This window comes from Haloarcula rara (assembly GCF_029338235.1).
Taxonomy (GTDB): Archaea; Halobacteriota; Halobacteria; order Halobacteriales; family Haloarculaceae; genus Haloarcula; species Haloarcula rara.
Window position 1 is genome coordinate 1,198,961 of sequence record NZ_CP119785.1, and the last position, 24,658, is coordinate 1,223,618.

A 24,658-nucleotide genomic window follows, 5' to 3' on the forward strand; every position below is an offset into this window, starting at 1 on the left:
TTCAATCGTCCGCATCCGTCTGCGCCCGGCGCCGAATCGCCCGCTGGACGAACTCCTCGGGCAGCTCGTCGATTTCGCCGGCCTGGACCGCCCAGAGGTTGGCGTAGAGGCCGTCCGCTGCGAGCAGGTCGTCGTGGCTCCCTCGCTCGACAATGCGGCCGTCTTCGAGCACCAGGATAGTGTCTGCGTCCTTGATTGTGGAGAGGCGGTGGGCGATGGCGAAGGTGGTCCGGTCGGCGGTCAGTTCGTCCAGCGAGCGCTGGATGAGCATCTCTGTCTCCGTGTCGACGTCGCTGGTGGCCTCGTCCAGCACGAGGATGTCGGGGTCTTTGAGCATCGCGCGGGCGATAGCGATGCGCTGGCGCTGGCCTCCCGACAGTTTGACGCCGCGCTCGCCGACCATCGTCTCGTAGCCGTCGGGGAGGTTCCGAACGAACTGGTGGGCCTCGGCGGCCTCCGCGGCCTGCCGAATCTCCTCGTCGGTGGCGTCGAACGTGCCGTAGGCGATGTTGTCCCGGACGGTGCCGTAGAACAGGAACGTCTCCTGGCTGACGTAGCCGATGGCCCGCCGGATGGACGTTATCTGTACGTCACGGAGGTCCTGGCCGTCGATGCGGACCGCACCGTCGTCGGGGTCGTACATCCGCAAGAGGAGCTTCATCACGGTCGATTTGCCCGCGCCGGTCGGACCCACGAGCGCGACGGTGTCACCGCCATCGACGGTAAAAGAGACGTCGTCGAGCACGGGCTCGTCCTCGCCGTAGCCGAAGGTCACGTCGTCGTACGCCACGGCGCCGTCGCTGACCGACAGGGGCGGGGCCTCGGTAGCCTCGTCGAGCCGGCCCGGCGTCTCCATCAGCCCGAACACCCGCTCCGCGGAGGCGTAGGCCCGCTGGTACATGTTGATGACCTGTCCGAACTGGGCCATCGGCCAGACGAACCGCTGGGTGTAGATGATAAAGGCGACGAAGCCGCCGGTCGTGAGCTCCAGGGAGAAGAAGCCGGGCGCCTGCCCGATGACGATGAGCCCGCCCAGCACGAACGTGACGACGAATCCCAGTCCGGAGACCAGCCGGAGCCCCGGGAAGAAGGTGATGCGGGTGCCGATGGCGTCCCAGTTGGCGTCGAGGTAGTCCTGGGAGCTGTCCTCGACGCGGTCGGCCTCGTAGGACTCCGTGTTTGCGGTCTTGATTATCTGGATGCCGCTCAGGTTGTTCTCCAGCCGGGAGTTCAGCGAGCCGACGGAGGCCCGGACGTCGGCGTACTTGGGCTGGATAGTCTCGATGAACCACTTCGTGAACACGGCGATGAGCGGCACCGGGAGCAGCGCCACCAGAGCAAGTTGCCAGTTGATCCAGAAGAGGTACGCGGCGATACCCAGCACCATGATAATCAGCCGCGAGGAGGAGTTCAGCCCGTCGTTGAGGAACTTCTCTAGCCGGTTGACGTCGTTCGACAACACCGACATCATCTCGCCGGTCTGCTTGTCGGCGAAAAACTCCATGTTGAGCCGCTGCATCGTCTCGTAGGTGTCCGTCCGCACCGCGTGCTGGACGTGCTGGGCGAACTTGTTCCACCCCCAGTTACGCGCGTAGTGGAAGATAGCACCGAAGCCGAAGGAGGCCGCGATGAGCCCCGCCGTCAACCAGAGCTGGCCCGTCGTGCTCGCGGGAATCCACGCGTCGGGGACGAACAGGAGGTTGTATCTCGTGTTGTCCTCGATGACGGCGTCGATAGCGAGCGCCAGGAGCAGCGGCGGCAGCAGGTCCAGCATCCGGGCGAAAATCGAGCTGATAAGTCCGATGACGAAGGCGAGTCGCTGTCCCTTGCCGTAGTCGGTGAACAGCCGCCACATCGGCCGGTCGACCCGCTCGCGAGCGTCCTCGAACGCGTCGTCGTCTGAGGCCGCCTCGATATCCATTAGCTACGGTTACGCGTCGAGACGCAAATACGCGTCGGGGACCGCTACTGCAGCGGACAGATACAATACAGCTACTGCGACAGCGCCGAACAGAGTGACAGCTACTATACAGAGCCAGAAAGCCCCCGCGTTCTGGACCGCCGATAGACTCGCTTCGATCGTCTATCGTGCTCTCGCTCGCGTTGCTCGCGAGACTCCCAGGACTCGCTGTCGTCCGAGAGAGCGTAGCTCTCTCGTGATCACGAAAATCTGAGATTTTCGAACGACGCTCCTCGTCACTCACTCCGTTCGTTCCTCCGGTGCTTGTGATCTGAAAATCGCGGAGCGATTTTCATCATCGCGAGGGAACGAAGTTCCCTCGGAGATCGCGAATCTTCGATTCGCTCACTCCCGCGAGAGCGGAGCTCTCACGAGGACGTCGTCCGGGTTCGTCCAGAACGCGGCCCCTTTCAGTCCCGCCCATGCCGGCTGGCCAACCGGCTACGGGGGAACCGAAAGGGGCTTTCTGGCTGTTTGCAGTATCTTGTCGACCAGCAGCCTCAGCCGTAGTTCATTCGACGCCGTCAGGCAGCTCCACAGTGTCGCCGACGCTCACGCCGGTCCGGTTGGCCCAGCCGCGGTTCACTTCGAGAACGTACTTGGCGCGTCCGGAGTAGCGTTCGCTGTAGCTCTCGCCTTCAGGCGGCGGTGGCGCGTGGTGGATAGTCGTTATCGTCCTGTTGGCGTCGATGTAGATGATATCCAGCGCGAAGTCCATATCCCGCATGACGTAGGTCTGTACATCTTCCTCGGGATGGACGAACAGCATCCCCTCGTTCGGGCCGAGCGATTCGGTGTCGCTGAGGCCGGTCCAGCGCTGGCGGTCGTTGGCTGCAATGCGGACGTCGACCGTCCCCAGCGTCCGCGACTCGTCACACGCCGCGACGGCGGTCCGGTTCGGCGGCACGGTACACGGCGCCGTGGCGGTTGGCGTTGTCGTCGTGGCGGTCGGGGTTGAAGTACACGTACTGCACGATGTCGTGTTGTCGGCGTCGGTGACTGTCACCGTCCCCCGGTCGTACTCACCGACGCCGACGACATCCACCCACAGCCCGGTCTGGAGCGCGAGGACGGCGACAGCGAGTGCAACGATGGCCCCCACGAGGGCGACGACTGCACGACGTGCCATATGTGTCCCGTGGGCCAGGTGATGCCTAAGCGTTCCGCCCCAGAGAGAAAGCGTTATTCCTGCCGGTGGAAAAACCGGTAGTGCGGGTCCGTGGTCTAGTCGGTTATGACGTGGCCTTTACAAGGCCGAGGTCGGTGGTTCGAATCCGCCCGGACCCACTTCTGACGGCGACTGCGACGAACGTAGTGAGGAGCCAGCGCCGTCTGTTTGGGTGACGAGGATTCGAACCCTGGAAGACGAACGCAGTGAGTCTTCCTCCGGTTCGAATCCGCCCGGACCCATCCTGCGACGAACGGACGTGAGGAGTGGATAGTCAAGCGGATTCGACACCCTGAGAGACGAGCGAAGCGAGTCTCTCTTCGGTTCGAATCCGCCCGGACCCATAGATTCTGCCGCGAACGATACGTGAGCGGCGAATCTGTCCTCTGGGCGGTTCGAACCCTGGAAGTCGCGCGCAACGAACGGAGTGAATGAGCACGTCTTCTTCCGGTTCGAATCCGCCAGCAGAGCAAAGCTCTGCTGTGTCTCGGACTCGCGGCGCTCGTCCGAGCCGCCGGGAGAGCAAAGCTCTCCCGAGCCCTGCACTCAGTCCGTTCCACGGCTCGCGTCGCTCGCCGTTTCACTTCGAGGTATCTCCGGTCGACCTCGCAACACTCGCGCAGGACGCCCGGACCCAGGCGCGAGCGATCCACCAGCCCACTGTCACCTGCCGAAACGCACTTAGTCAGTGTGGTGGTACCACAAGACATGATAGACGGGTCGACGTGTCCCCACTGTGCAGGGCACGTCTCGACGGACGACGGGACGAGATACACCTGTGACGACTGTGGCGAGGCCTTCGACAGCGCGGACCTCTTTCTCCCCTTGGGCAGCGGGGTATCGAAATCCTTTTTTCTACCCTCGTCGTCGCTCGATATGCGCCGCCTTAGCTCAGACTGGGAGAGCACTCGACTGAAGATCGAGCTGTCCCCGGTTCAAATCCGGGAGGCGGCACTTCTGTGATTCTGACCGGTGAGCGAAGCGAACCGTCAGAATCCAGTGTGCGAACCGAGCGCGATTTGAACGAGACCAGAAAGGCGCAGCGAAGCGAGCATTTCTGGGCGTAGTTCACAATCCGGGAGGCGACAGACTGCCCAGATAGCAATCGCCACACGGCCCCGGGAAATCACTGTGGGTGGGCGACCGGCGGAGCCGTGGTCCCGAAGAACGCGGCACACGCCTCGTTGAACGCCCATGGATTGTCCTGGTTGATCAGATGACCCGAGTCAGGTATCTCGCGTACCTGCCCCTGCGGGACCGTCGTCGCGAGTCGCTCGCCCTGGCGCTTGACCATGGGCGCTTCCTGGGCCCCGTAGAGGACGAGCATCGGCGTCGCGACGTGGGACAGGGTCGGCGGTTCGAACTCGTAGAGCGCGCGGAATATTTTCCGGTACTCGTCCGGCGAGACGTCGCCGAGCGCATCGAGCGCTTTCGAGCGGACTGCGGGGTCGAGCGTCAGCCACCGCCGGCCGGTTATCGTTCTGATGGACATGAGCAACGACTGGAACGTCGCGGTCGACCCGAACGTCGACGCCATGCCCGTAATCGCCGGAAGCGGCGAGAGGAAGGGCTTCAGCATCGGCGGGATGTCGACGGGCGGCATCGACTGCAGCGGCCCGCCGACGACGGCGCCTCGCGCCCGGTCTGGATGTCTGTCGAGATAAGACTGTGCTACCATGCCACCCACTGATAGGCCACACAGAATCGGGCGGTGGATATCGAGGTGGGCGAGGAGGCGTTCGAGATCGTCCACGAACAGGTCTATCGAATAGTCTCGTGTCCCGGTCGGGCCGGTCCGACCGTGCCCACGCAGGTCGAATGTCACCACCCGATACGCGTCTGCGAATCGTTCGACCTGCTCGTCCCAGGAGCGGTTGTTCAGCCAGCCACCGTGAATACAGACCAGCGGCGGCCCGCGTCCGTGCTCGTCGTACCAGAGCGTTCCGTCCTCGATAGAGAGTGTCGGCATTCAGTGGACACTGTCGCTTTCGAGAGTTAATCGGGCGGCCTGCGAGCGCCGGGTCCCGTGGTGGCGTCTGAGTCCGGGCTCGCCGTCACTCACAGCCTGCAGTATCAGTCGTTGCGGAAGACGAGGATGTTCTGGTGGACCATCGAGGGGACAAAGGAGAACGGATAGCCGTAGACGTGGAGGTCCTTCGAGGGGTCGTACCAGACGAGATTCGCCTTCATCGTGTAGCCGGCGGCCTCGATGCGGTCGGCCAGCGCCGCCGAGAGCATATTGTAGGACTGTTCGCGGTACATATCGCCGATGAAGACGGCGACATAGCCGTCGGGCTTGAGTACACGGCGAAACTGTGCGAATTTCGCTTCCATCTCCTCGAGCCAGTCAGCTTTCGTCTGGCGGTCGTCGTCGTCGAAATCGCCAAGCTTACTGTCCCGTGTCGCGGCCTCGTTGCGGGTCTGTTCGACCTTGTCCATGTCCCAGTAGGGGACGTCCGTCAGCAGGAAATCGACGCCGTCGGTCTCGACGTCTTCGACCAGGTCGGCACAGTCACCGTGGCGCAGCTCCTGGGCGGCCAGCGGTCCCTCGCCGCGGGCCTCGCGGTCGGCGTTCTCGCGTTCGAGGACCGTCTCGTAGACGTCTATCCAGCGGTCGTTGCGTTCGAAGCCGACGGCGTCCCGTCGGCCGGTGCCCTCGTACTCGGCCAGCGAGGCACCGAGCAGCGTCCCGCCGACGCCGGCGAAGGGGTCGAGCACGCGGTCGCCGGCCTTGCTGAACCGCTGGATGAGTGCCAGACAGAGTCTGGGGGGTTTCTGGCCGCCGTGTTCGCTCCGCAGGTCGTGCTGGAGGGCGGGCGGGTACTGCTCGGGGATGACGGACTTGGTCGCGAACTTCCACTCCCGACCGGTGAGGTCGTTGACGCGGTTGCGCTCGTCGTAGATGCCCCGCTCCTCGACGTAGCGCTGGTGGTCAGCGAGCTCGCCGGTGTCGACGACCTCGCCGTCCTCGACGGGGAGCGCGTCCGCCTTCGCCCGGTCTTCGTCGAAGTCGCCGTCCTCGGTGGTGAACAGACGGCTTTGTTTGTGGTCGGACGACTCGTCGCTCATACGGACGAGTTGTGTCCACCCACAGGATAAGTGTAGTCACTGGTCGGGCGACAGACGGACCTGATGTCGTGTGGAGTGACGCCGGACGCAGGTACCGAGTCCGAATCAGTTAGATAATGGAAAATTTTATTCGACGGAGTATAGATTGATGTGTCGTAATGAAGCGACGGAAAACGTTGAAAATCATGGGCGCGGCGGGTGCTACCGCGTCGGTGGCGGGCTGCAGTGGCATACTCGGCGGCTGTGGGCCGGGGGAAAACGAGATCGGTGCCTTGGCCGAGGCTGTAAACAGCGAAGAGTCCTCGACCGCGGAGGAGGCCGCGACGGGTGACAGCGAGACAGTGAGCATCACGGGCGAGATCCAGTCGATTGGAGACAACGAAGTCATCATCGACGACGGCACCGGGACGGCGAAGCTGACGACCCTGGTCGGTGGCTTCGAGACCGAGAACGTCGGCGAAGGCGACTGCGCAGAGGCGAGCGGAATTCCGTTCGCGCCGGAGGACGGCAGCGACAACGACATCCGCTTTCTCGTCGACGATGTCGGGCTCGCAGACGAGTAAGCCTGCGACGGGCGCCCTCGCCGCGCTGGCGCCCGTTACCTAAGGGGCGACCGCCCGCAACGCTCATTTCCGGGGCTGTACCAGATACCACCAGCCGATGGGACGCGACAGTCACCACCCCGGCCCGCCGCGGTTCATGCAGGTGGGCCAGCGCCTCGTCGACCCCGTCTTCGTCGACGCCGACCACGGGTTCGACCGGGACAACCTCGCGCCGACGATAGCGGGGGCGCCCGAACGGGACCCGAAGAGCTACGACGCCGACGCGTTCACGTGGTCAGTCGCGTCACGCCCGGCCGGAAGTAGCGCCGGCCTCAAGGACGCGCCGACACCGTACGACGACCGCGACCGCTACGACTACGGGCAGGGACACACCGCCGAGTTCGAGCCCGACGAGCCGGGGACCTACGTCTTCGAACTCGACGCGCCCGACGGGACCCACGAGCTGACGGTTCGTGTCTTCGACGGCGACGAGAGCGACGCGGCAGCCGCCGACGGGGTCGGCGCCAGCGGACGGCGGGAGGGCGGCGGCCCGCCACGCATCGAACTCGACGGCCGGTACGACGCTGCCACCGAGTCGTTCGTCGTCGAGGCGAGCCCGGAACTCGCGCCCGATAGCCACGCCGTCGAGTCGGCCCTCACCGTCGACTATCTCCCCCACGACGCGAGTGGCCTCGATGCGACCGACATCACGATCGATGGGACCACGGCACGGATTCCCGCCGACGCGCTCGACGGGCCGACACAGCTCTACGCGGCCCCGTTCGACGGCCACCGCGTCGGCGTTCGCGACGAGATTGTGCTGGACGCCGAGTCCGGGTCCGTCTCGCTGCCGAACCGACCACCCGACTGGCTCGACGACGCCGTCGTCTACGAGATATTCACGCGTTCGTTCGCCGGCAAGCCGGGCGAGACAACCTTCGAGGTGCTTTCCGACCGCGTCGGCTACCTCGACGAGCTGGGCGTCGACGTGGTGTGGCTGACGCCCATCGTCCCGGCCTGGAGCCCCACCGTCGAGACTGCGCCGGGCGGCCCACACGGGTACAGCACGGCCGATTACTTCGACGTGGCCCCGGATCTTGGCACCCTCGAGGAGTTCGAGGCGTTCGTCGACCGGTGTCACGACCGCGGCATCCGCGTCTGCTTCGACCTCGTCGCCAACCACTGCGGCTGGACCCACCCGTTCTTCCAGGACACCATCGCGCAAGTCGGCGACGACCCCGGGGAACCCGGCCAGTTCCCAGATATCGAAGCGTGGGACGCGTCCTCGAAGTACTTCGACTGGTTCGACCGCCAGCGGGAGGCGAGCCGCCACGACGCCGCGCCGGCCCAGACGAGCTTCTTCGGCGTGCGGCTCCAGCCCAACCTCAATCACGGCAACATCGCGCTGCGTGAACACCTGCTGGCCGCCGTCGAGTTCTGGGCCGAGCGCGTCGACGGCTTCCGCTGTGACATCGCCTGGGGGGTGCCCCACAGCTTCTGGGCGGAGGTTCGCGAGCGCGTTCGGGCGATCGATTCGGAGTTCCTCCTGCTCGACGAGGCGATTCCCCGGACACCCGCCTTCGCCGCCTCGGAGTTCGACTGTCACTTCGACACGACCGGGTTCACCGAGACGGCCCACGCCGTCGCCCGCGGCGAACGGCCACCCAGCGACCTGCTCGACGCGATCCGGGCCCGGGAGCGCGACGGGTTCCCCTCCTACACGCGCCTGTTGAACGCCACGGAGAACCACGACGAGCCCCGGCTGGCCCACGAGGCCGCCGTCGGCCACCGCGAGGACCCGGCGGCGGTCGCACGCGCCGCGGCCGCCGCCGCGTTCACGCTGCCCGGGGTGCCGATGCTCTACTACGGCCAGGAGCGCCTTATTACCAGACACGGCGAGCGTCGCGAGTTCCCCTACGCCGACGACCCCGACCGCGCCGACGACATCGAACGGGACCCGTACAAGCGGGCGTTCGTGAACTGGGCAGAGTTCCCCGAGGACCACCTCGATTTCTATCGGTGCCTCGTCGCGTGCTACCACGACTCGCCCGTCCTCGGGCCGAGTGCCGACCTCGTCAGCCCGGCCTACCGGACCGAAACACCCGACGACGTGCTCGTCTTCGGCCGCGACGCGGGCGATGCGAAGCGAGTCGTCGTCGTCAACTTCGCCGCCGACCCCCGCAGGGTCGACCTCCGTCCGGTCGTCGACACGACGGACCGATTCACGGGCCGAGACGTGGCCGTCGCCCGCAGCGAGGACGCCGTCACCGTCGAGGTCGAGCGGCTGGCAGTCCTGTCGACGCCGTCGCTGTTCGACGGGGGCCGGTGACCGACTGGTCGAAAAACGGACTGCGATTCGGTGGTGGCGACGACCTTCCCCTGTTCAGGTCCCACCGCCCTCGACGCGCTCGCCGTCCGTCGCCGTCTCGACGACGAGCAGTTCGAAGCCGGGGAGGTCACCCTCGGCAGGCGTGCCCACAGGTGAGCCGTCCGTCGGTGTCGCTTCGTCCGCTGGCGTTCCACCGTCCGTCGGGGTTTCCTCGGCCGCAGCGTCCGGGTCCACGTAACCGACCGCGAAGCTGCTGTAGACGGTGCCCGCTTCGAGCGTGACGTTCGCACTGAGCGGTGGACCCTGACCTTGACCTTGGCCCTGTCCCGGGCCGCCGCCCTGTCCCTGACCCTGGCCTTGACCCTGTCCCGGGCCGCCGCCCTGTCCCTGGCCCTGACCTTGACCCTGTCCCGGGCCGCCGCCCTGTCCCTGACCCTGGCCGCCCTGGCCCTGACCCTGACCTTGACCCTGGCCGTCCTGTGGTGTGGCGATGACGTTGACCGGCCCGACGTCCGGCACCGCGTGGAAGACGCGGGCGCGCGACTCTCCCTCGGGCGGGCTGGAGAGGTCGTCTTCGAGGATGGTGACCTGGAATTCGGTCCCCGATTCGGGTGTGCCAGCTTCAGCAGGGGTGGTCGCGCCGTCCGGCGTCGGTGTCGTCTCCTCGCCGGGCGTCGGGGTCATGTCCCCGTCGTCGGCCGGCCGGACCATGAGCCGATAGTCGCCCGCCGGGACGGTCGCGCTGGCGCTCTCTCCGAAGCCGAGGTCCTGAACGAGCGGGCCGGCCTGGCCGCCGCCAGCCTGGAGCGTTTCGACCGTCGGCGTTGCACCGCCGTCGGGTGTTTCGGTCTCGGTCGGCGTTGCACCGCCGTCGGGTGTCGCGGTCTCGTTGGGTGTCGGGGTGCCGGCAGTCGGGGTCTCGGCGGCCCCCTGTCCGGCTTCGCCGTAGGCGACGGCGGTGTAGGTCGCCCCCGCCTCGACAGTCACTTCCTGGTCGTACAGCACCGTCTCGCCCTGCTCGTTCGAGCCGAAGAGGTCCCCCAGTACCCCACCGAGGAATCCGCCGCCGTCCTCGGCCGGGACGATCTGGAGCTGGTAGGTCCCTGGCTCTACCGTCTGGTAGTCGGCGACGTTGCCGAATTCGAGATTCTCGACGACGGTCTGGTCGTCGAGGGTGACGTTCACGGCCGGCGCGTCCGGCGACGCGTGGGTGACCCGCAGCGCCGTCTCACCCTCAGTCGGCGTCGGGGACTCCTGTCCGGCGACGACGCCGCCGACGACGCCTGTGATACCGATGACTCCCGCACCCTGGATAACCCGTCTGCGTGTCGTATCGTCCATCATCGAACCGAGTTCGTACGAGCGCCGACTTTGTTACTGACACGCGACTGAGAGAAAGGCGACCGTATCGTCGACCGGCCCGGTATCGCCCGTCGGTAACGGGGCCACAACGGCCAGATGGTGGTGGTTTCTCCTCGAAACCGGACGTTACCGTCGAAGCCGGCATGGGGTGGCAGGCGAGCGCGCCGCCGCGGGAGCCGGAGCTGGCCTGGCCGGGTCGTGGTCGCCGTATCGCCACAGGGGACACCAATCTGAACGAGCGCGGACGTCGGGCACATTAAACCCACCTGCACGTGCAAGCACCACGGCGAGGCGACCGCCCCGCCTTGTGCGAACGCAATGTCAGTGTTACAACAAGACGACTCGAACGCGAAGGAGAAGGTCGACGAGGTGGCCGAGCGGACACCGATGTCGGCGGGCGACCCCGTCGCGGCCGCCGCGGTTGCCTCGGTACTGTTTGCCTGGTACAACTTCTACATCAGAGGCGAGAAACAGACCGGCATCTTCGTTGGGCTCTGGGCGCCGACGATGCTCGCGGCCGCGAGCTACCTCCAGCAGAAAGACATCATCCGGAAGTTCAAGCAGGGTCTGGCCTCGTTCTGAACCGCACGGCTAGTAGTCGTAGACGGCGGCGACGATCCCGGCAGTCTGGCCGACGTTCGCCATGGTCAACCCCGCGATGACGAGTGCGGAGACCGCCCCGAAGAGCCCGCCAACGTAGCTGACGGCGCCGACGGCGCTCAGCGCGCCGCCGAGCGTGTAGGCTCGCGGACGGCGGTCGATGCGCTGGCCGGTCGCGACGAGCCCGGCCGCGGGGACGAGCATCCACCCGACGACGGTGGCCGAAAGCAAGGGCCCGACGGGCGGCTCGGCAAGCAGCGCGGCCGTCCCGACGAGCGTGACACCGAGTCCGACCACCAGGACGCGGCGCCACACCAGCAGGACGCCCTCCGTCATCTCCCGCCAGGAGAGGACGGTAAAGGCCGCGATGATGGCGTCCATCACCAGATGGGCGATGAGGACGGTCCGGAGCGCAAGCAGGTCCAGGTGGGCTGCGGTCGCGAAGGTCCAGGCCAGCGGGACGAGTACGACGGGGCCGTTCTCGCGCAGTCGGCGCAACATACCGCGTCCGTCGGGTGCGAACTACAAGAATACCGCGACCGCTGGGTACGAACGACCACAGTTGCGACCGTGTTGGTCAGTGGGGTCACCACGACGAGTGAGAGCAACGCAGCTACTCGATCTGGACGGTGACCGTGCGCTCGGGCCCTTCGTTGAGACTGACAGTTATGTCGTACTCACCGGCCTCTGACGGGTTGTCGATGGCGGGGTAGTCCAGCATGACAATATCGCCGCTCTGCAGCTCGTAGGACGTATCGAGCGTGATGGTAAACGAGTAGTCGTTGTTGTTGCTCCCGCTGATGACGCCGCTGTCGAACTCCTCGTCCAGCGAGCCGTCGCCGCTACTGTCGACACCGACAGTGATGGCGTCGTGGCTGGCACTGTCGACGACAAAGCGGTCCCGCGGGTACGTGGCCGAGACGGACTGGAGTGTCTGGCCCGCCGTCTCCTCCGAGACGGGGATTCGGAGCGTCTGGGTCACGTCGGTGGCATCGGTCGACTGGTTCCCGAGGTCCGCCGATGAGTCATCGTCGTTCCCGTCGTCCCCGCCGGGGAGCGCGGAACAGCCGGCTATCGATGCGACCCCGAGCGTCGCGGCCGTGACAAACGTTCGTCGGTTCACAGGCGATGTCGGGAGTCGGGACCTGAGTATTTGTTGGCCACCACCCGAAACCGGGTGGTGTGTGAACTAGCAGCAACCCATAACGGGCCGCAGTACGGCGGTTTCCCGTCGTTCGCGGAACGAACCGTACCGACACTGTTATCCGTCGGCCCGGACTCTCTTTGGTTGCAATGGCGAAAGGAACGGTTGATTTCTTCAACGACACTGGCGGTTACGGTTTCATCGATACTGAGGACGCGGACGAGGACGTCTTCTTCCACATGGAAGACATCGGCGGCCCGGACCTCGAGGAAGGACAGGAGCTCGAATTCGACATCGAGCAGGCGGACAAGGGTCCGCGAGCCAACAACGTGGAGCGACTCTAACGATGGCGAAAGGCAAAGTCGATTTCTTCAACGACACCGGCGGCTACGGCTTTATCGACACTGAGGACGCGGACGAGGACGTCTTCTTCCACATGGAAGACGTCGGCGGCCCCGACCTCGAAGAAGGGCAGGAAGTCGAGTTCGATATCGAGCAGGCCGACAAGGGCCCGCGAGCGACCAACCTGGAGCGTCTCTAACGATGGCGAAAGGTAAGGTCGACTTCTTCAACGACACTGGTGGCTACGGCTTCATCGATACTGAGGACGCGGACGAGGACGTCTTCTTCCACATGGAAGACGTCGGCGGTCCAGACCTCGAAGAGGGGCAGGAAGTCGAATTCGACATCGAGCAGGCGGACAAGGGTCCGCGAGCGACCAACCTGGAGCGTCTCTAACGATGGCGAAAGGTAAGGTCGACTTCTTCAACGACACCGGCGGCTACGGCTTCATCGACACCGACGAGGAAGACGAGGACGTCTTCTTCCACATGGAAGATGTCGGCGGCCCTGACCTCGAAGAGGGGCAGGAAGTCGAGTTCGACATCGAGCAGGCGGATAAGGGTCCGCGCGCGACCAACCTCGAGCGACTGTAAGACTGTCTGCAGTTCCGCATATTCACACCCGGGTGACGGTTCCGTCACCACGGTCGTACTCCTCACCTGACCAGCGGCGCGACCGCCCGGTAGACCAGTTCCATCGGGAGCCCGCTGGCGTCGGTCGGCACCTCGGCGGGGAGCGTCCGTAGCTCCCCACCACCAGGGGCGGCCGTATACGCGAGCACGACAGCGTCGAGCGCCGCAGCCACGGGCACGCTGTGACCAGTTGTCGCCTCGGCCACCTTCTGGACGACCGGCGGCGCGTCGCGGTCCTGCTGGGCGAGCGTTCGCATCCGCTCGGCGTAGCCCGCGGCGGTCGTCGCGTCCTCGGCCAGCGGCTCACCCGCGAAGGCCCGAAAGCAGAGTTCGGAGTGTGCGCTGCGGATAACTGCGGCGGCCTCGGGCACCTCCTGTAGCAGCTCGTCACACATCGCGATAGCGTCGCTGCGCTCGAAGGCCGCCTCCGAGAGCGCCGCGCCGGCCTTGCGCTCGTGGACCCGGTTCGCCGTCGAGTAGCGCCGCTTCCGGGTCGCCTCCCGGACCGGCGGGTCGACGACGGCCGTGCTGCGCGGGCCCAGCAGCTCGCGGGCGAGCGCGTCACACCGCCGGACTGGGTCGCCCGACTCGACGAGCCCGATGGGGACGTCGACCAGAATCAGCCGGGCCGCCTCCTCGTAGGCCGCCCAGCAGTCGCCGATACCGTCGAAGACGGCCGTCTCCTCGTAGCCGTCCCCGGAGAACGTCACTGCCAGCCACGACCCGTCACGGTATGCGACCCCCACGTAGCGGTCCTCGACCATCGTCGGATATGCGTGACGCGGGCGCAAAAAGCTACCCGGCCAAGGGTTTTCACGACGGGGGACCGCGGCCCACTATGAACGGTGTCGTCCTGGCGGCCGGCGAATGGACCAGAAGGGGACCGCTGACCGACGAGCAGTCGAAGGCCCTCGTCACAGTCGCCGGTCAGCCGCTGCTCTCCCATGGCTTCGACGCCCTGCTGTCGGTCGGCGTTTCCCAACTCGTCGTGGTCGGCTACCGCGGCGACGATATCGTCGACCGCTACGGCGACAGCTACCGCGAGACCGACACCGCGGCGAGGACGAGCGCACCGCCGCCGTGGACGACCTCCGGCAGCGCGGCCACCGCGCCGAGACGGTCGAACTCGACGGACGGTGTCACACCGTCAACGAACCGGCCGACAGGGAACGGGTCACAGAGAAACTGGGACGCTGAGCGGCGGCGTTACCTGGCCGTCGCCAGCAGGTCTTCGGGCAGTTCTCCAGGGAGCCCGTCGCGGTCGTGAGGCGCCTCGAAGTCGAGGTCGGGACCGATAGGAACGAACCCCTTCGGGCTCACGTCCGGGTGCGTGGTGTAGTAGTGCTCCTTGATGTGGTCCATGTTCACCGTCTCGGCCACGCCTGGCGTCTGGTAGAGGTCGCGCAGATACGGCCAGAGGTTGTCGTACTCCCGGATGAGCATATGATTGCACTGGAAGTGGGTGTGGTACACCTCGTCGAAGCGGACCAGGGTGGTGAACAGACAGATGTCCGCCTCGGTCAGCCGGTCACCGGCGAGGTAGCGCTGGTCTGCTAGCACCTCGTCCCAGTGGTCGAGCGCGTCGAAGAGTTCGGAAACAGCGTTGTCGTAGGCGTTTTGCGTGTCTGCAAAGCCAGCGCGATAGACGCCGTTGTTGATGGGCTCGTAGATATCCTCGATGATGCGGTCGACGTCCTCCCGGTAGCCCCCGGGGTAGAGGTTCACGTCGTTGTCTGCCCCCGAATCGAACTCGGTGTCGAGCATTCGGAGAATCTCCTTGGACTCGTTGTTGACAATGGTCTCTTCCTGTTTATCCCACAGGACGGGGACGGTGACGCGGCCGGTCATGTCGGGGTCGGCCTCGACGTAGAGCTCACGGAGGTACTCCGAGCCATAGAGGGAATCCGCTGTGCAGCCGTCCTTCTCGGGCGTGAACTGCCAGCCGTCGTCCGCCCGGTAGGGGTCGACGATATCGACGCTGATGGCGTCTTCGAGCCCCTTCAGCGCCCGCACGAGCAGCGTTCGGTGGGCCCACGGACAGGCCAGCGAGACGTACAGGTGGTACCGACCCGCTTCGGGCTGGAAGCGTGCGTCCGGGTCGTCCTGGATGCGATTTCTGAAGCTGGTCTCCTGTCGGTCGAACTCCCCGTCTTCGTTCGTACTCTGATACGCGTCTGTCCGCCACTCACCGTCGACGAGCATATTCATGGTACGATTCGTTGGCGCCCGACCGGTATAAACACCCCAGCGCGGTTACACGCGTGTCACCGGGCCGTTCGCGGCCGCTCGGCGGGGTCGACACGGCGTGTGCCACACCGACTCACCCGCACGCGGGCCCTTCGAAGCCCTTATTGGGGCGCTCGGCCACGTCTCCACCAAGAGTACCTATGTCCGACAAACCTGCCTCGATGTACCGGGACATCGACAAGCCGTCCTACACCCGGCGCGAGTACATCACGGGCATCCCCGGTTCGAAGATTGCACAGCACGAGATGGGTCGCAAGACCAAAGACAAGGGCGAGTACCCCGTCCAGATCAGCCTCATTGTCGAGGAAGAGGTCCAGCTCCGACACGGCTCGCTGGAGGCCTCGCGCCTCTCCGCGAACCGCCACCTCATCAAGACCATCGGTGAGGAGGGCGACTACCGCATGACCCTGCGGAAGTTCCCCCACCAAGTCCTGCGAGAGAACAAGCAGGCAACCGGCGCCGGCGCCGACCGTGTCTCCGACGGGATGCGGGCCGCCTTCGGGAAGATTGTCGGTACCGCCGCCCGGATGAACGCCGGCGAGCAGCTGTTTACCGCCTACTGCAACGTCGAGGACGCCGAGCACGTCAAGGAAGCGTTCCGCCGTGCCTACAACAAGATTACGCCGTCCTGCCGCGTCAAGGTCGAGAAGGGCGAAGAGCTGCTTATCTCCTAGCTCTTTTTGCACCGTCACGAGCGCCGCGAAGCGGCGCTCGTTCGGGCAAAAACGCGCAGAAAAATCGCGTCGTGTCTGTTCACGGGCGCGAAGCGCCCGTTCACACGGTCCGAGGGACCTTCGGTCCCTCGCTACTCCCTTCGCGCACCTGCGGTGCGCGGCAGTCCGCGCGCCGCGGTAGAACCGGCGGCGATGCCGCCGGATGCTTCTTGCTCACTGACTTGTCTTTTTTAACAGCAGGCCTGCCCTTCCCCGTCGACGCGCAATGAAACGCGCGTCCCGGCCACAGCAACCGCCACCAGTACGCAGGACGCGTGTCGCTCGCGTCCGCGAGCGACCGGGGAGAGCGAGGAATCGAGCGCAGCGAGATTCCTCGTAACGGAACGGTGAACGTAGCGAGGGGCGTGCGTAGCACGGCCCTCGATGTGGAACGGGGAACGAAGTGACCCGTGGAACAAAGTGAACCGTGGAGGACTGGGGGCCGATACGTGAGCGCGCTCCGTCGCGCTGGCACCTGCGGGCCTGGTGGACTGAAAGGGCGAACGCGCTCGGGGTCGCTGGGCGACCCCTGTCGAGCGAGCGCCGCGAGCGAGATATGTCGCCCAGCGGGCGCGAGCGGGTGAGGGCTTTCGAGCGGTCGTGAGTGTCGCGGTAGCAAGAGCACGGACAGGGGAGGGCTCGTAGGAGAATACTGGACGGACCGAACACATCGTCTGAGGCCGCCTTGGAGAAATAGTATTCAGCTAGCAGAACGTAGCAACAGTATGGCACTCAGATTACTGCTGCTCGCGCTGGGGCTGGCCGAATTGCTCGCGCCGCGGAAAGTCGTCGACTTCTGGATGAATCTGGCGACGACGGAGTCGGACGTGGAACTGCGGTCGTGGGTGTACACCGTCGCGCGCCTGGAGGGGCTCGTCATCGTCCTGTGGGTGCTGGCGGCGAGGCGCGGTGACGACGACGAGTAGGAGCGCGCGACCACAGCCTTTGATGCGGTGACGGGTCCAAGAGAGAGCGAATGCTACGCCTCGCGGTCGCCACGAACAGCGAGACCTTCGAGCGGATGGGCGAGCCCCTGGCTGACCGGGGCATCGAGGTCGGTCACGTCGCCACCAGCGAGCGGGCGATGCCACTCACGGAGAATCCCTTCGAGGCGTACGACGTGGGCTTCGTCTACCCCTCGCGAATCATGGAGGGGGCCGTCGCTGACGCGTTTCTGGACGTGCCCTGGGTCAACGACCGCGAGGCCATCCTCCGCTCGCGCAACAAGGCCGACGTGTTGACGCGTCTGGGCCGGGCCGACGTGCCGGTCCCCGAGTCGGTCGTGGTGTCGAACCCGGCCGACGAGTCGGCGCTGGTGGCGGCCTTCGAGCGAGTGGAGCCGCCAGTGGTCGTCAAGCCAAATTCGACGACCCGCGGGGTCGGCGTGACGACCGCGCACGACCTCGATTCCTTCCTGGGTATCGCGGACTATCTTGACCTGGTCCACGACTACCGGGCGACCGGCGACCAGTCGTTCCTGGTCCAGGAGTACCTCCCCGACGCGACCGACTACCGGGCGATGGTCGTCGACGGCGACTACGTCGGCGCGGTCGAGCGCAGACTGCCGGAGGACGAACGCGAGCGGGGCCGCTGGAAACACAACGTCCACCGCGGTGCGGTGGCCGAAGGGGTCGAACTCCCGGACGAACTCCGGCGGCTTGCCGAACGGACCGCCGAGGTCCTCGACATCGACTACCTGGGCGTGGACCTGCTCGTGAGCGGCGACCGAGCGGTGGTCAACGAGACCAACGCCCGACCGACCATCGACAGCGCGACGAAGTACGAGGATGGGTTCTGGGACCGACTGGCGGCGCTGATTCGGGAGACGGCGGAACGATAAAACGGACTGCGAAAGCGCGGAGACGGGGCTACAGTTCGATGTCGGCCGAGTCCTCTTCGCGGTCGAAGGTGACCTCGAGGACACCGTTGTTGTAGGTCGCCGAGGCGGAGTGTTCGTCGACGCGGCTGGGGAGGGTGAGACGTTCGTGGTACTCGCGGTGGTGTGTCCCGGCGTCGATGGTGAGGACGCTCCCGTCGCATTTCAGGTCGATACCGTCTTTCTCGACGCCGGGAATGTCGGCGACGACGCGGACTTCGTCGCTCGTCTCGTGGACATCGACGTGGAGGTCACCGCCGTCGGCGGCGCCGTCGCGGTCGATGTGGACGTCCCCTTCCGAGCCCATCATCTCGTCCATCATCCGCTCTATCTCCCGGAAGAACTCGTCGAAGGGGTCGTCGTTATCGTCCCGTCTCATCAGTAGCGAGTGGTATGTGCGACGGTCCCAAAAGCCTTCTGACGGCCCCAGATTGTGAGCCGGATGCCAGAACTGTCCAGCGACTGGGCCAAAGCCGTGACAAACCACCGCATCGATAGACAGAACGGCTGGTATCCCGAACTAACTTCGAAAACCCTTTACTCGGGGTCAGCGCTTGTCTAGAGGAATGAGTGACCCAGTTCGCGTCGGTCTGAACGGCTTCGGCCGTATCGGTCGCAACGTAATGCGTGCCTCGCTGGACAACGACAACGTCGAGATCGTCGGTATCAACGACGTCATCGACGACGAGGAAGTCGAGTACTTCGCCAAGTACGACACCGTCATGGGCGAGCTGCCCGGTGCAAGTGTCGACGACGGCGTTCTGACCGTCGAGGGAACCGACTTCGAGGCGGGCGTCTTCCACGAGACAGACCCGACCCAGCTCCCCTGGGACGACCTCGACGTCGACGTCGCCTTCGAGTGTACCGGCATCTTCCGCACGTACGACGACGCGGCCCAGCACCTCGAGGCGGGCGCCGACAAGGTGCTCATCTCCGCGCCGCCCAAGGGCGAGAAAGAGGTCAAGCAGATCGTCTACGGCGTCAACCAGGACGAGTACGACGGCGAAGACGTCGTCTCGAACGCCTCCTGTACGACGAACTCCATCACGCCGGTCGCGAAGGTGCTCGACGACGAGTTCGGCATCGTGTCCGGCCAGCTGACGACCGTCCACGCTTACACGGGCTCGCAGAACCTCATCGACGGCCCCAACAGCAAGCCCCGCCGGCGCCGCGCCGCCGCGGAAAACATCATCCCGACCTCGACGGGCGCCGCACAGGCGACCACCGAGGTCCTCCCACAGCTCGAGGGCAAGCTCGACGGGATGGCCATCCGCGTCCCGGTCCCGAACGGCTCCATCACCGAGCTGGTCGTCGACCTCGAGGACGACGTGACCGAGGAAGACGTCAACGCCGCCTTCGAGGACGCCGCCACCGGCGAGCTCGAGGGCGTCCTGGGTGTCACGAACGACGAACTCGTCTCGACTGACATCCTGGGTGACCCCTACTCCACGCAGGTCGACCTCGGCCAGACGAACAACGTCAACGGCCTGACGAAGATCCTGACCTGGTACGACAACGAGTACGGCTTCTCGAACCGCATGCTCGACGTCGCCGGGTACATCACCGAGGCGTAACGCGGTCCGACTTCTGTTATTTTTCGCGGCGTTGAGTTGCAACTGTCGTGTTTTTTCGTACCAAATAGTCACACTCGGAAACGGTTAAACGGTCGGCGGGAGAGTTTTCGGGTATGACGTTCCAGACGCTCGACGACCTCGACGACGGACAGCGCGTCCTCATCCGCCTCGACCTCAACTCGCCGGTCGAGGACGGGGAGGTACAGGACAACCGGCGTTTCGGTCGCCACGCCACCACCATCAGCGAACTCGTCGACCGCGACTTCGCCGTCGCCGTCATGGCCCACCAGGGCCGCCCGGGCGACGACGACTTCGTCTCACTCGACCAGCACGCCGAGATTCTCTCGGACCACATCGATTCCGACGTCGACCACGTCGCGGACACCTTCGGCGACGAGGCCGTAGACGCCATCGACGACCTCGAGGGCGGCGACGTGCTCGTGCTCGAGAACACACGGATGGCCGACGGCGAGCTCCCCGAAGAGGAGCCCGAGGTCAAGGCCGAGACTGAGTTCGTCCAGGCGCTGGCCCCGGAGTTCGACGCCTACATCAACGACGCCTACTCGGCGGCCCATCGCTCCCACGCTTCGCTCGTGGGCTTCCCGGTCGTGATGGACGCCTACGCCGGCCGCGTGATGGAGACCGAGTACGAGGCAAACACCGCCATCGCCGAGAAGGAGTTCGACGGCCAGGTCACCATGGCCATGGGCGGGACGAAAGCCACCGACGTCATCGGCGTCATCGACCACATCGGCGACAAGATAGACGACTTCGTCCTGGGCGGTATCGCCGGCCAGCTGTTCCTGCGGGCCCAGGGGTATCCCATCGGCTACGACGTCGGCGACATGGACCTCTTTACCACCCAGTGGGAGAACAACCAGGAGATAATCGAGGAGATTCTCGAAGAGCGCGGCGACCAGATCACGGTCGCACACGACGTGGCCTACGGCGAGGACGACGAGCGCGTCGAGGTCGACGTCGATGACATAGACGAGAAGGGCCTGGGCATCATGGACATCGGCACCGACACCGCCGAGGAGTACGCCGACCTGGCCCGGGAATCGGACGCCGTCTTCGTGAAGGGCGCACTGGGCGTCTTCGAGGACGAGAATTTCTCGACGGGCACCGTCACCGTACTGGAGGCCATCGCCGAGACGGACTGTTTCTCCGTCGTCGGCGGCGGTGACACTTCTCGCGCTATCACGATGTACGGAATGAGCGAGGATTCGTTCGACCACGTCTCCATCGCCGGGGGCGCCTACATCCGCGCGCTCACCGGCGACGAGCTCGTCGGCGTCGAAGCGCTGCGCAACTACGCGTAGAGAGCGGTTGCACCGACGGTCATTCGATACCCGCGACACGTCCGAACGATGGCGGTGGCAAACGGCTCAGCTGGGACGGGACCGCCGCGTCTCCGCGTGACGACGCTCCCAGTCGTCGTCGAGGTCCTCGACGACGACCGCTCGTCGGTCGTCGTCTGAGCGACAGCGGGCGTGGCGGGCTATCCAGTCGTTGCCGTCGTCTGTCGTTGTCGGCCGCTGTGACATATCACGCGATAGGACCACCCACAGTAAATTTCTTCCGGCAACATTTGCTACAAATTCACTCGGACCTGAGTGAGTGACAGTAGTCGTTGCCGGAGTGGGTGCGCGAACGTTTTTCTCCGTTGACACGCTATAACAACCCATGCCAGACACGCCACCGGAGTTTCAGGAATCACCAGACAGCGACGCCGTTACCGAGGACGACGAGTTCGACAATCTCCGGGGGATTCTCGCCGACGGCGTGGTGGGTGCGGCCGGTGGGCTGGTCGGGACGGCGATGATGACCGTCGTCTTTCTCATCGCCCAGTCTGTCGGGGCCTTCGAGTTGACCGACTTCGCCATCCTCATGGAACTGCTCGGGCTGAGCGAGGTCGTACCGCCGGTCCTGTTTGGCTTCCTGCTCTTTCTCGGCGGCGGGATGGTCCCGTGGCCCCTTCTCTTTGCGTCGCTGAAGGCCTACCTCCCCGGCGAGTCCAGTCCGGTCTCCGGGGCGTTCTTCGGTGCGGCGATGTGGACCGGCTTCGTGCTGGCCTTTTACACCGGCCAGACCGGACTGGCGCTCGTGCTGTACGCTCTCCTGACGCTGGTGGCCCACGTCGTCTACGGAATCGGCCTCGGTGCCGTCTTCGACTACTTCGAGACCCGGTCGGACTCTATCGTCTGAGCGGGCGACCGGGACCCCTACGTTTGTGTGCCCCCGCGCCCACGTCGGCGTATGCACCTCAGCGACGCCACGTGGCCCGAAACCGAGGCCACAGATACCGACCTCGCACTGTTGCCGGTCGGCAGCACCGAACAACACGGCCCCCAGGCCCCGCTGGGAACTGACTCGCTGACTGCACAGGCCGTGGCCGACGCAGCCGAAACCGAATACGACGACGAAGTCGTCGTCGCCCCGCCCATCCAGGTCGGCGTCGCCGAGGAACACCGCGACTTCCCGGGGACGCTGTGGGTCAGCGAGGACACCTTCCGTGATTACGTGCGCGAGACAGTCGCTAGCCTGGCCCACCACGGCTGGACCCGCGTGATTGTCGTCAACGGCCACGGCGGCAACGTCGACCCGCTACGGGAGGTCTGTGCCCGAATCACGCGCCACGACGAGGCGGACGCGTGGGCGTTCACCTGGTTCGACGCCATCGACGCGCCGGATATGGGCCACGGCGGACCCGTCGAGACGAGCCTCCTGCAGGCGACCCACCCCGACCTCGTGCGCGATGACCGCATCGAGGCGGCGGCCGAGGGCGGAGCCGACAGCTGGGGCGAGTGGGTAAGCGGCGTGAACCTGGCCTACGACACGAGCGAGTTCAGCGAGAACGGCTGCGTCGGCGACCCCGGTGCGGGGAGTCGAGAACGGGGCGAGCAGCTGCTGGACGAGGCGACGACGGCGCTGCTGGCGCTGCTGGACCGCGTTTCGGAGCGATAATTACGCTTCGGCCTCTCCGGCGTCCGCGTCTGTGTCGGCGTCCGCGTCAGCGCTCTCGTCCTCGAACTCCTCTAGGGTACTCCGGAGCTGCGGGATGGTCGAGGTCAGGTCACCCACCTGCTCGCGGGCGTCTTCGACGTCGCTGATGAGGTCCTCGACGGTCTCTATCTCCTCGGCCAGGTCGTCGGCATCCTCGAAGGCGTCAGCGCGTTCGCCCATCGTGTACCACTTTTTCGCGTCCCGCAAGCTGTCCTCGGCATCGACGACGTCCAGCGCGCCCTTGAGCGCGTTGAGCACGCCCAGTGTGTTGTCGGCGTCGACGTCCCAGACGGCGTCGCCGTCCGGGAGCGCCCCGCGGGCCTCGGCGAGCGACGCCTCGACGTCGCTGCGCATCTCGTTTGCCGCCTCGCCGAACAGCTCGTCGTCGTCCAGACTGGTCTGACTCATAGGTAGCACTTGACGTGGGAAGGGATTAAAAGCCCGCCTGAAAGTGAAAGTGAAACCGCACGACACGAGTGGGCCGGTTTTCCAGAAACCGAAACTATCCTTATCAGACACCTTCGGACGGCACCGCGTCGACATCGGGCTCGTCCACTCTGATATCCTCCCGAACCTCGGGCACCGGGTCCAGCTCCTCGTCAATGTCGCCCAGCACGAGCATCGCGTAGTAGCGCATGAACGCCTGCAGGGGCACCTGGATGAGGTTGGTCGCCAGCAAAAAGAGGAGGGCGAACAGCACCCCGGTTATACCGAGTATGGCCAGCCCGAGCGTCGTTCCGTGGAGGGCGAACCAAGCCACCGCGCCGATCAGGACGAACGGAATCGCCAGGAGCAACATCGCGACGACGCCGAGAAGACTCCCGACAATACCGACGCCGATGGCCAGTACGATAGAGAAGACGAGATAGCCGAGATACTGCTTGAGGTTGCGACGCATCGAGCCCAGCAGTCGCTTCCAGCTCCCGAGCAAACCGCGTTCGCTCGTGAGCATCATCGGAACGACGAAAACGTTGGTAAAGCCCGTGAGCAGCCCCTGGAAAAGCCCTATCACGAGGAAGAAGACGATAGCCAGCGGAAGCAGCCCCAGCACTGCCCCAGCAGTGACGTTGTCGAGACTCCCGCTGAAGGCGGTGGCGAAGATGGCAAACAGGAGGCCGACGACGAGGGTGAGCGATACCAGGGAGACGACCAGTCGGAACACGAACAGACGCAGGCCGTTGCCGACGTTCTCTCGGAGGGACTGCCGGACGTGGACCTCCCGGGTGATGAGCGACTGGGCGAAGACGAACTCCATGAAGTTACTCAGGAGTCCAAACACCAGCACGAGGAGGAACGCCAGGCCGACGATGACGAGCAGTTCCGTCCCGAACTCGGCAAGAAACCCGTCGAGCGTCGAGGGCACTCCGTCGGGGAAGGTCTGGCCGGCCCCGTCACCTGCGGGCTGGTCCTCGCCCCCGAAGTTCCCGGTGTTCTGGAGCCCGTTGAACCCGCCGCCACCGCCGCCGATGAAGAAGACGACGACCGCCAGCTTGAGCCAGGTCCGGGCGGCGAAGGGCAACAGGAACGACTTCGTCGCGTCTATCGCGTCGCCGATATCGTCGATCGCGTGGAGGGACATTATCGTGAGTGCACAGCGGTCGCGTGTAAAATTTTCGCACTACTGAGACGGTTTCGCAACCGAATCGACCTGCATCAGCGGATACCCGTCTTCCATCGCCATGCTCGTCTCCACGACACAGCCCTCGTAGTCGATGGTCATCGAGACGTCAAGGAAGCGCCCGGTCAACTCGGTGTAGTCGGCGCCCGATTCGTCGAGGGCCACCCGAAGGGGCTCCTCGCGGACGGAGACGGTCACTGACTCGCAGTGTGGCTGGTTCTCGATGGCCTCCGCCATCGCCCTGGCCAGCGAGTCGGCGCTGTCGGGGCTCACCGGCGTCCCGGCGAACTGGTGGTAGAGCGAGCCGAACTTGATACCCGCCTCGAAGCAGGCGACCTGCGGGGCCGTGGGGTCCATACCGGTACAGTGAGTGGGGCCGGCCCAAGAAGGTCGTGTTCTCGGCCCCGCCCGGACGGGTCGCCGGCACACCGGAACATAGCCGAACCGCAAGCTACCTATTGTGTCATGACTATCCA

The 24,658-nt window shown here is 65.4% G+C and carries 29 protein-coding genes and 2 tRNA genes; 17 read left to right on the forward strand and 14 right to left on the reverse strand.

Annotation, left to right across the window (positions count from 1 at the left end; genetic code table 11):
- Position 1 precedes the first annotated feature (1 nt).
- The gene (locus P1K32_RS06330) at positions 2-1,921 is read right to left on the reverse strand and encodes an ABC transporter ATP-binding protein (RefSeq protein ID WP_276251845.1); all 1,920 of its coding nucleotides are present in this window, start codon (positions 1,919-1,921) and stop codon (positions 2-4) included.
- Between the two features lie 550 nt (positions 1,922-2,471).
- Positions 2,472-3,089: a DUF192 domain-containing protein gene (locus P1K32_RS06335; RefSeq protein ID WP_276251846.1), complete on the reverse strand. Its 618-nt coding sequence runs from the start codon at positions 3,087-3,089 to the stop codon at positions 2,472-2,474.
- Between the two features lie 84 nt (positions 3,090-3,173).
- Here P1K32_RS06335 and P1K32_RS06340 point away from each other — a divergent pair.
- Together P1K32_RS06340 and P1K32_RS06345 are read left to right on the forward strand one after the other, a co-directional pair.
- A tRNA-Val gene (locus tag P1K32_RS06340) sits at positions 3,174-3,247 on the forward strand.
- Between the two features lie 761 nt (positions 3,248-4,008).
- A tRNA-Phe gene (locus tag P1K32_RS06345) sits at positions 4,009-4,082 on the forward strand.
- A gap of 172 nt (positions 4,083-4,254) precedes the next feature.
- On the opposite strand, the gene P1K32_RS06350 is transcribed toward P1K32_RS06345, so the two are convergent.
- Together P1K32_RS06350 and P1K32_RS06355 are read right to left on the reverse strand one after the other, a co-directional pair.
- Positions 4,255-5,097, reverse strand: a complete 843-nt coding sequence (locus P1K32_RS06350; RefSeq protein WP_276251847.1) for an alpha/beta fold hydrolase — start codon at positions 5,095-5,097, stop codon at positions 4,255-4,257.
- A gap of 104 nt (positions 5,098-5,201) precedes the next feature.
- Positions 5,202-6,197 (reverse strand): DNA methyltransferase, encoded by a 996-nt coding sequence (locus P1K32_RS06355; RefSeq protein WP_276251848.1) that lies wholly within the window; start codon positions 6,195-6,197, stop codon positions 5,202-5,204.
- Positions 6,198-6,355: 158 nt separating this feature from the next.
- On the opposite strand from P1K32_RS06355, the gene P1K32_RS06360 reads away from it, so the two are divergent.
- Together P1K32_RS06360 and P1K32_RS06365 are read left to right on the forward strand one after the other, a co-directional pair.
- Positions 6,356-6,760, forward strand: coding sequence for a hypothetical protein (locus P1K32_RS06360; RefSeq protein ID WP_276251849.1), 405 nt, complete (start codon positions 6,356-6,358; stop codon positions 6,758-6,760).
- Positions 6,761-6,857: 97 nt separating this feature from the next.
- Positions 6,858-9,068, forward strand: a complete 2,211-nt coding sequence (locus P1K32_RS06365) for an alpha-amylase family glycosyl hydrolase (RefSeq protein WP_276251850.1) — start codon at positions 6,858-6,860, stop codon at positions 9,066-9,068.
- Positions 9,069-9,122: 54 nt separating this feature from the next.
- On the opposite strand, the gene P1K32_RS06370 is transcribed toward P1K32_RS06365, so the two are convergent.
- Positions 9,123-10,409: a DUF4397 domain-containing protein gene (locus tag P1K32_RS06370; protein ID WP_276251851.1), complete on the reverse strand. Its 1,287-nt coding sequence runs from the start codon at positions 10,407-10,409 to the stop codon at positions 9,123-9,125.
- 339 nt (positions 10,410-10,748) lie between these two features.
- Between P1K32_RS06370 and P1K32_RS06375 the strand changes: the two genes are divergently transcribed.
- On the forward strand, positions 10,749-11,012 hold the full coding sequence (locus tag P1K32_RS06375) for a hypothetical protein (protein ID WP_379690920.1): 264 nt from the start codon (positions 10,749-10,751) through the stop codon (positions 11,010-11,012).
- Between the two features lie 9 nt (positions 11,013-11,021).
- Here the strand turns inward: P1K32_RS06375 and P1K32_RS06380 are convergent, their stop codons facing one another.
- Together P1K32_RS06380 and P1K32_RS06385 are read right to left on the reverse strand one after the other, a co-directional pair.
- Positions 11,022-11,531 carry a hypothetical protein gene (locus P1K32_RS06380; RefSeq protein WP_276251853.1) on the reverse strand — a complete coding sequence of 170 codons (510 nt, stop codon included), beginning with the start codon at positions 11,529-11,531 and terminating at the stop codon, positions 11,022-11,024.
- Positions 11,532-11,643: 112 nt separating this feature from the next.
- A complete protein-coding gene (locus P1K32_RS06385) occupies positions 11,644-12,153 on the reverse strand; it encodes a hypothetical protein (RefSeq protein WP_276251854.1) in 510 nt (169 codons plus the stop codon).
- A 170-nt stretch (positions 12,154-12,323) separates the two neighbouring features.
- On the opposite strand from P1K32_RS06385, the gene P1K32_RS06390 reads away from it, so the two are divergent.
- Genes P1K32_RS06390 through P1K32_RS06405 form a run of 4 tightly spaced genes read left to right on the forward strand, consistent with a single transcriptional unit; the run spans position 12,324 to position 13,109 of the window.
- Positions 12,324-12,518: a cold-shock protein gene (locus P1K32_RS06390; protein WP_137683596.1), complete on the forward strand. Its 195-nt coding sequence runs from the start codon at positions 12,324-12,326 to the stop codon at positions 12,516-12,518.
- 2 nt (positions 12,519-12,520) lie between these two features.
- On the forward strand, positions 12,521-12,715 hold the full coding sequence (locus P1K32_RS06395) for a cold-shock protein (protein WP_162317206.1): 195 nt from the start codon (positions 12,521-12,523) through the stop codon (positions 12,713-12,715).
- Between the two features lie 2 nt (positions 12,716-12,717).
- Positions 12,718-12,912, forward strand: a complete 195-nt coding sequence (locus tag P1K32_RS06400) for a cold-shock protein (protein ID WP_162317206.1) — start codon at positions 12,718-12,720, stop codon at positions 12,910-12,912.
- 2 nt (positions 12,913-12,914) lie between these two features.
- On the forward strand, positions 12,915-13,109 hold the full coding sequence (locus P1K32_RS06405) for a cold-shock protein (protein WP_220589504.1): 195 nt from the start codon (positions 12,915-12,917) through the stop codon (positions 13,107-13,109).
- Between the two features lie 62 nt (positions 13,110-13,171).
- Here the strand turns inward: P1K32_RS06405 and P1K32_RS06410 are convergent, their stop codons facing one another.
- The gene (locus P1K32_RS06410) at positions 13,172-13,912 is read right to left on the reverse strand and encodes a DUF429 domain-containing protein (RefSeq protein ID WP_276251855.1); all 741 of its coding nucleotides are present in this window, start codon (positions 13,910-13,912) and stop codon (positions 13,172-13,174) included.
- Positions 13,913-13,986: 74 nt separating this feature from the next.
- Here P1K32_RS06410 and P1K32_RS06415 point away from each other — a divergent pair, with 74 nt between their 5' ends.
- Positions 13,987-14,415: an NTP transferase domain-containing protein gene (locus P1K32_RS06415; RefSeq protein ID WP_276251856.1), complete on the forward strand. Its 429-nt coding sequence runs from the start codon at positions 13,987-13,989 to the stop codon at positions 14,413-14,415.
- On the opposite strand, the gene P1K32_RS06420 is transcribed toward P1K32_RS06415, so the two are convergent.
- Complete coding sequence (locus P1K32_RS06420) at positions 14,355-15,356, reverse strand: glutathione S-transferase family protein (RefSeq protein WP_276251857.1); 1,002 nt, start codon at positions 15,354-15,356, stop codon at positions 14,355-14,357. The genes P1K32_RS06415 and P1K32_RS06420 overlap by 61 nt on opposite strands.
- Before the next feature lie 179 nt (positions 15,357-15,535).
- Here P1K32_RS06420 and P1K32_RS06425 point away from each other — a divergent pair, with 179 nt between their 5' ends.
- From P1K32_RS06425 to P1K32_RS06435, 3 genes are all read left to right on the forward strand, one after another.
- On the forward strand, positions 15,536-16,069 hold the full coding sequence (locus P1K32_RS06425; RefSeq protein WP_276251858.1) for a 50S ribosomal protein L16: 534 nt from the start codon (positions 15,536-15,538) through the stop codon (positions 16,067-16,069).
- Between the two features lie 764 nt (positions 16,070-16,833).
- Positions 16,834-17,034: a hypothetical protein gene (locus P1K32_RS06430; protein ID WP_276251859.1), complete on the forward strand. Its 201-nt coding sequence runs from the start codon at positions 16,834-16,836 to the stop codon at positions 17,032-17,034.
- A gap of 50 nt (positions 17,035-17,084) precedes the next feature.
- Complete coding sequence (locus P1K32_RS06435) at positions 17,085-17,948, forward strand: ATP-grasp domain-containing protein (protein WP_276251860.1); 864 nt, start codon at positions 17,085-17,087, stop codon at positions 17,946-17,948.
- Between the two features lie 28 nt (positions 17,949-17,976).
- Here P1K32_RS06435 and P1K32_RS06440 read toward each other — a convergent pair whose 3' ends face one another.
- Positions 17,977-18,363: an Hsp20/alpha crystallin family protein gene (locus P1K32_RS06440; protein ID WP_276251861.1), complete on the reverse strand. Its 387-nt coding sequence runs from the start codon at positions 18,361-18,363 to the stop codon at positions 17,977-17,979.
- Positions 18,364-18,550: 187 nt separating this feature from the next.
- Here P1K32_RS06440 and gap point away from each other — a divergent pair, with 187 nt between their 5' ends.
- The gene (gene gap / locus P1K32_RS06445; protein ID WP_276251862.1) at positions 18,551-19,558 is read left to right on the forward strand and encodes a type I glyceraldehyde-3-phosphate dehydrogenase; all 1,008 of its coding nucleotides are present in this window, start codon (positions 18,551-18,553) and stop codon (positions 19,556-19,558) included.
- Positions 19,559-19,671: 113 nt separating this feature from the next.
- Positions 19,672-20,880: a phosphoglycerate kinase gene (locus tag P1K32_RS06450; RefSeq protein WP_276251863.1), complete on the forward strand. Its 1,209-nt coding sequence runs from the start codon at positions 19,672-19,674 to the stop codon at positions 20,878-20,880.
- A 66-nt stretch (positions 20,881-20,946) separates the two neighbouring features.
- Here P1K32_RS06450 and P1K32_RS06455 read toward each other — a convergent pair whose 3' ends face one another.
- Positions 20,947-21,105, reverse strand: coding sequence for a hypothetical protein (locus P1K32_RS06455; RefSeq protein ID WP_276251864.1), 159 nt, complete (start codon positions 21,103-21,105; stop codon positions 20,947-20,949).
- Positions 21,106-21,244: 139 nt separating this feature from the next.
- Between P1K32_RS06455 and P1K32_RS06460 the strand changes: the two genes are divergently transcribed.
- Both P1K32_RS06460 and P1K32_RS06465 read left to right on the forward strand, forming a co-directional pair.
- Complete coding sequence (locus P1K32_RS06460; RefSeq protein WP_276251865.1) at positions 21,245-21,766, forward strand: DUF6789 family protein; 522 nt, start codon at positions 21,245-21,247, stop codon at positions 21,764-21,766.
- Between the two features lie 51 nt (positions 21,767-21,817).
- Positions 21,818-22,525 (forward strand): creatininase family protein, encoded by a 708-nt coding sequence (locus P1K32_RS06465; protein WP_276251866.1) that lies wholly within the window; start codon positions 21,818-21,820, stop codon positions 22,523-22,525.
- On the opposite strand, the gene P1K32_RS06470 is transcribed toward P1K32_RS06465, so the two are convergent.
- From P1K32_RS06470 to P1K32_RS06480, 3 genes are all read right to left on the reverse strand, one after another.
- Positions 22,526-22,972, reverse strand: a complete 447-nt coding sequence (locus P1K32_RS06470; RefSeq protein ID WP_276251867.1) for a DUF5790 family protein — start codon at positions 22,970-22,972, stop codon at positions 22,526-22,528. It abuts the gene before it with no gap.
- A 103-nt stretch (positions 22,973-23,075) separates the two neighbouring features.
- Positions 23,076-24,143, reverse strand: coding sequence for a DUF7544 domain-containing protein (locus tag P1K32_RS06475; RefSeq protein ID WP_276251868.1), 1,068 nt, complete (start codon positions 24,141-24,143; stop codon positions 23,076-23,078).
- 39 nt (positions 24,144-24,182) lie between these two features.
- Complete coding sequence (locus tag P1K32_RS06480) at positions 24,183-24,539, reverse strand: dihydroneopterin aldolase family protein (protein WP_276251869.1); 357 nt, start codon at positions 24,537-24,539, stop codon at positions 24,183-24,185.
- Positions 24,540-24,658: the final 119 nt, after the last annotated feature.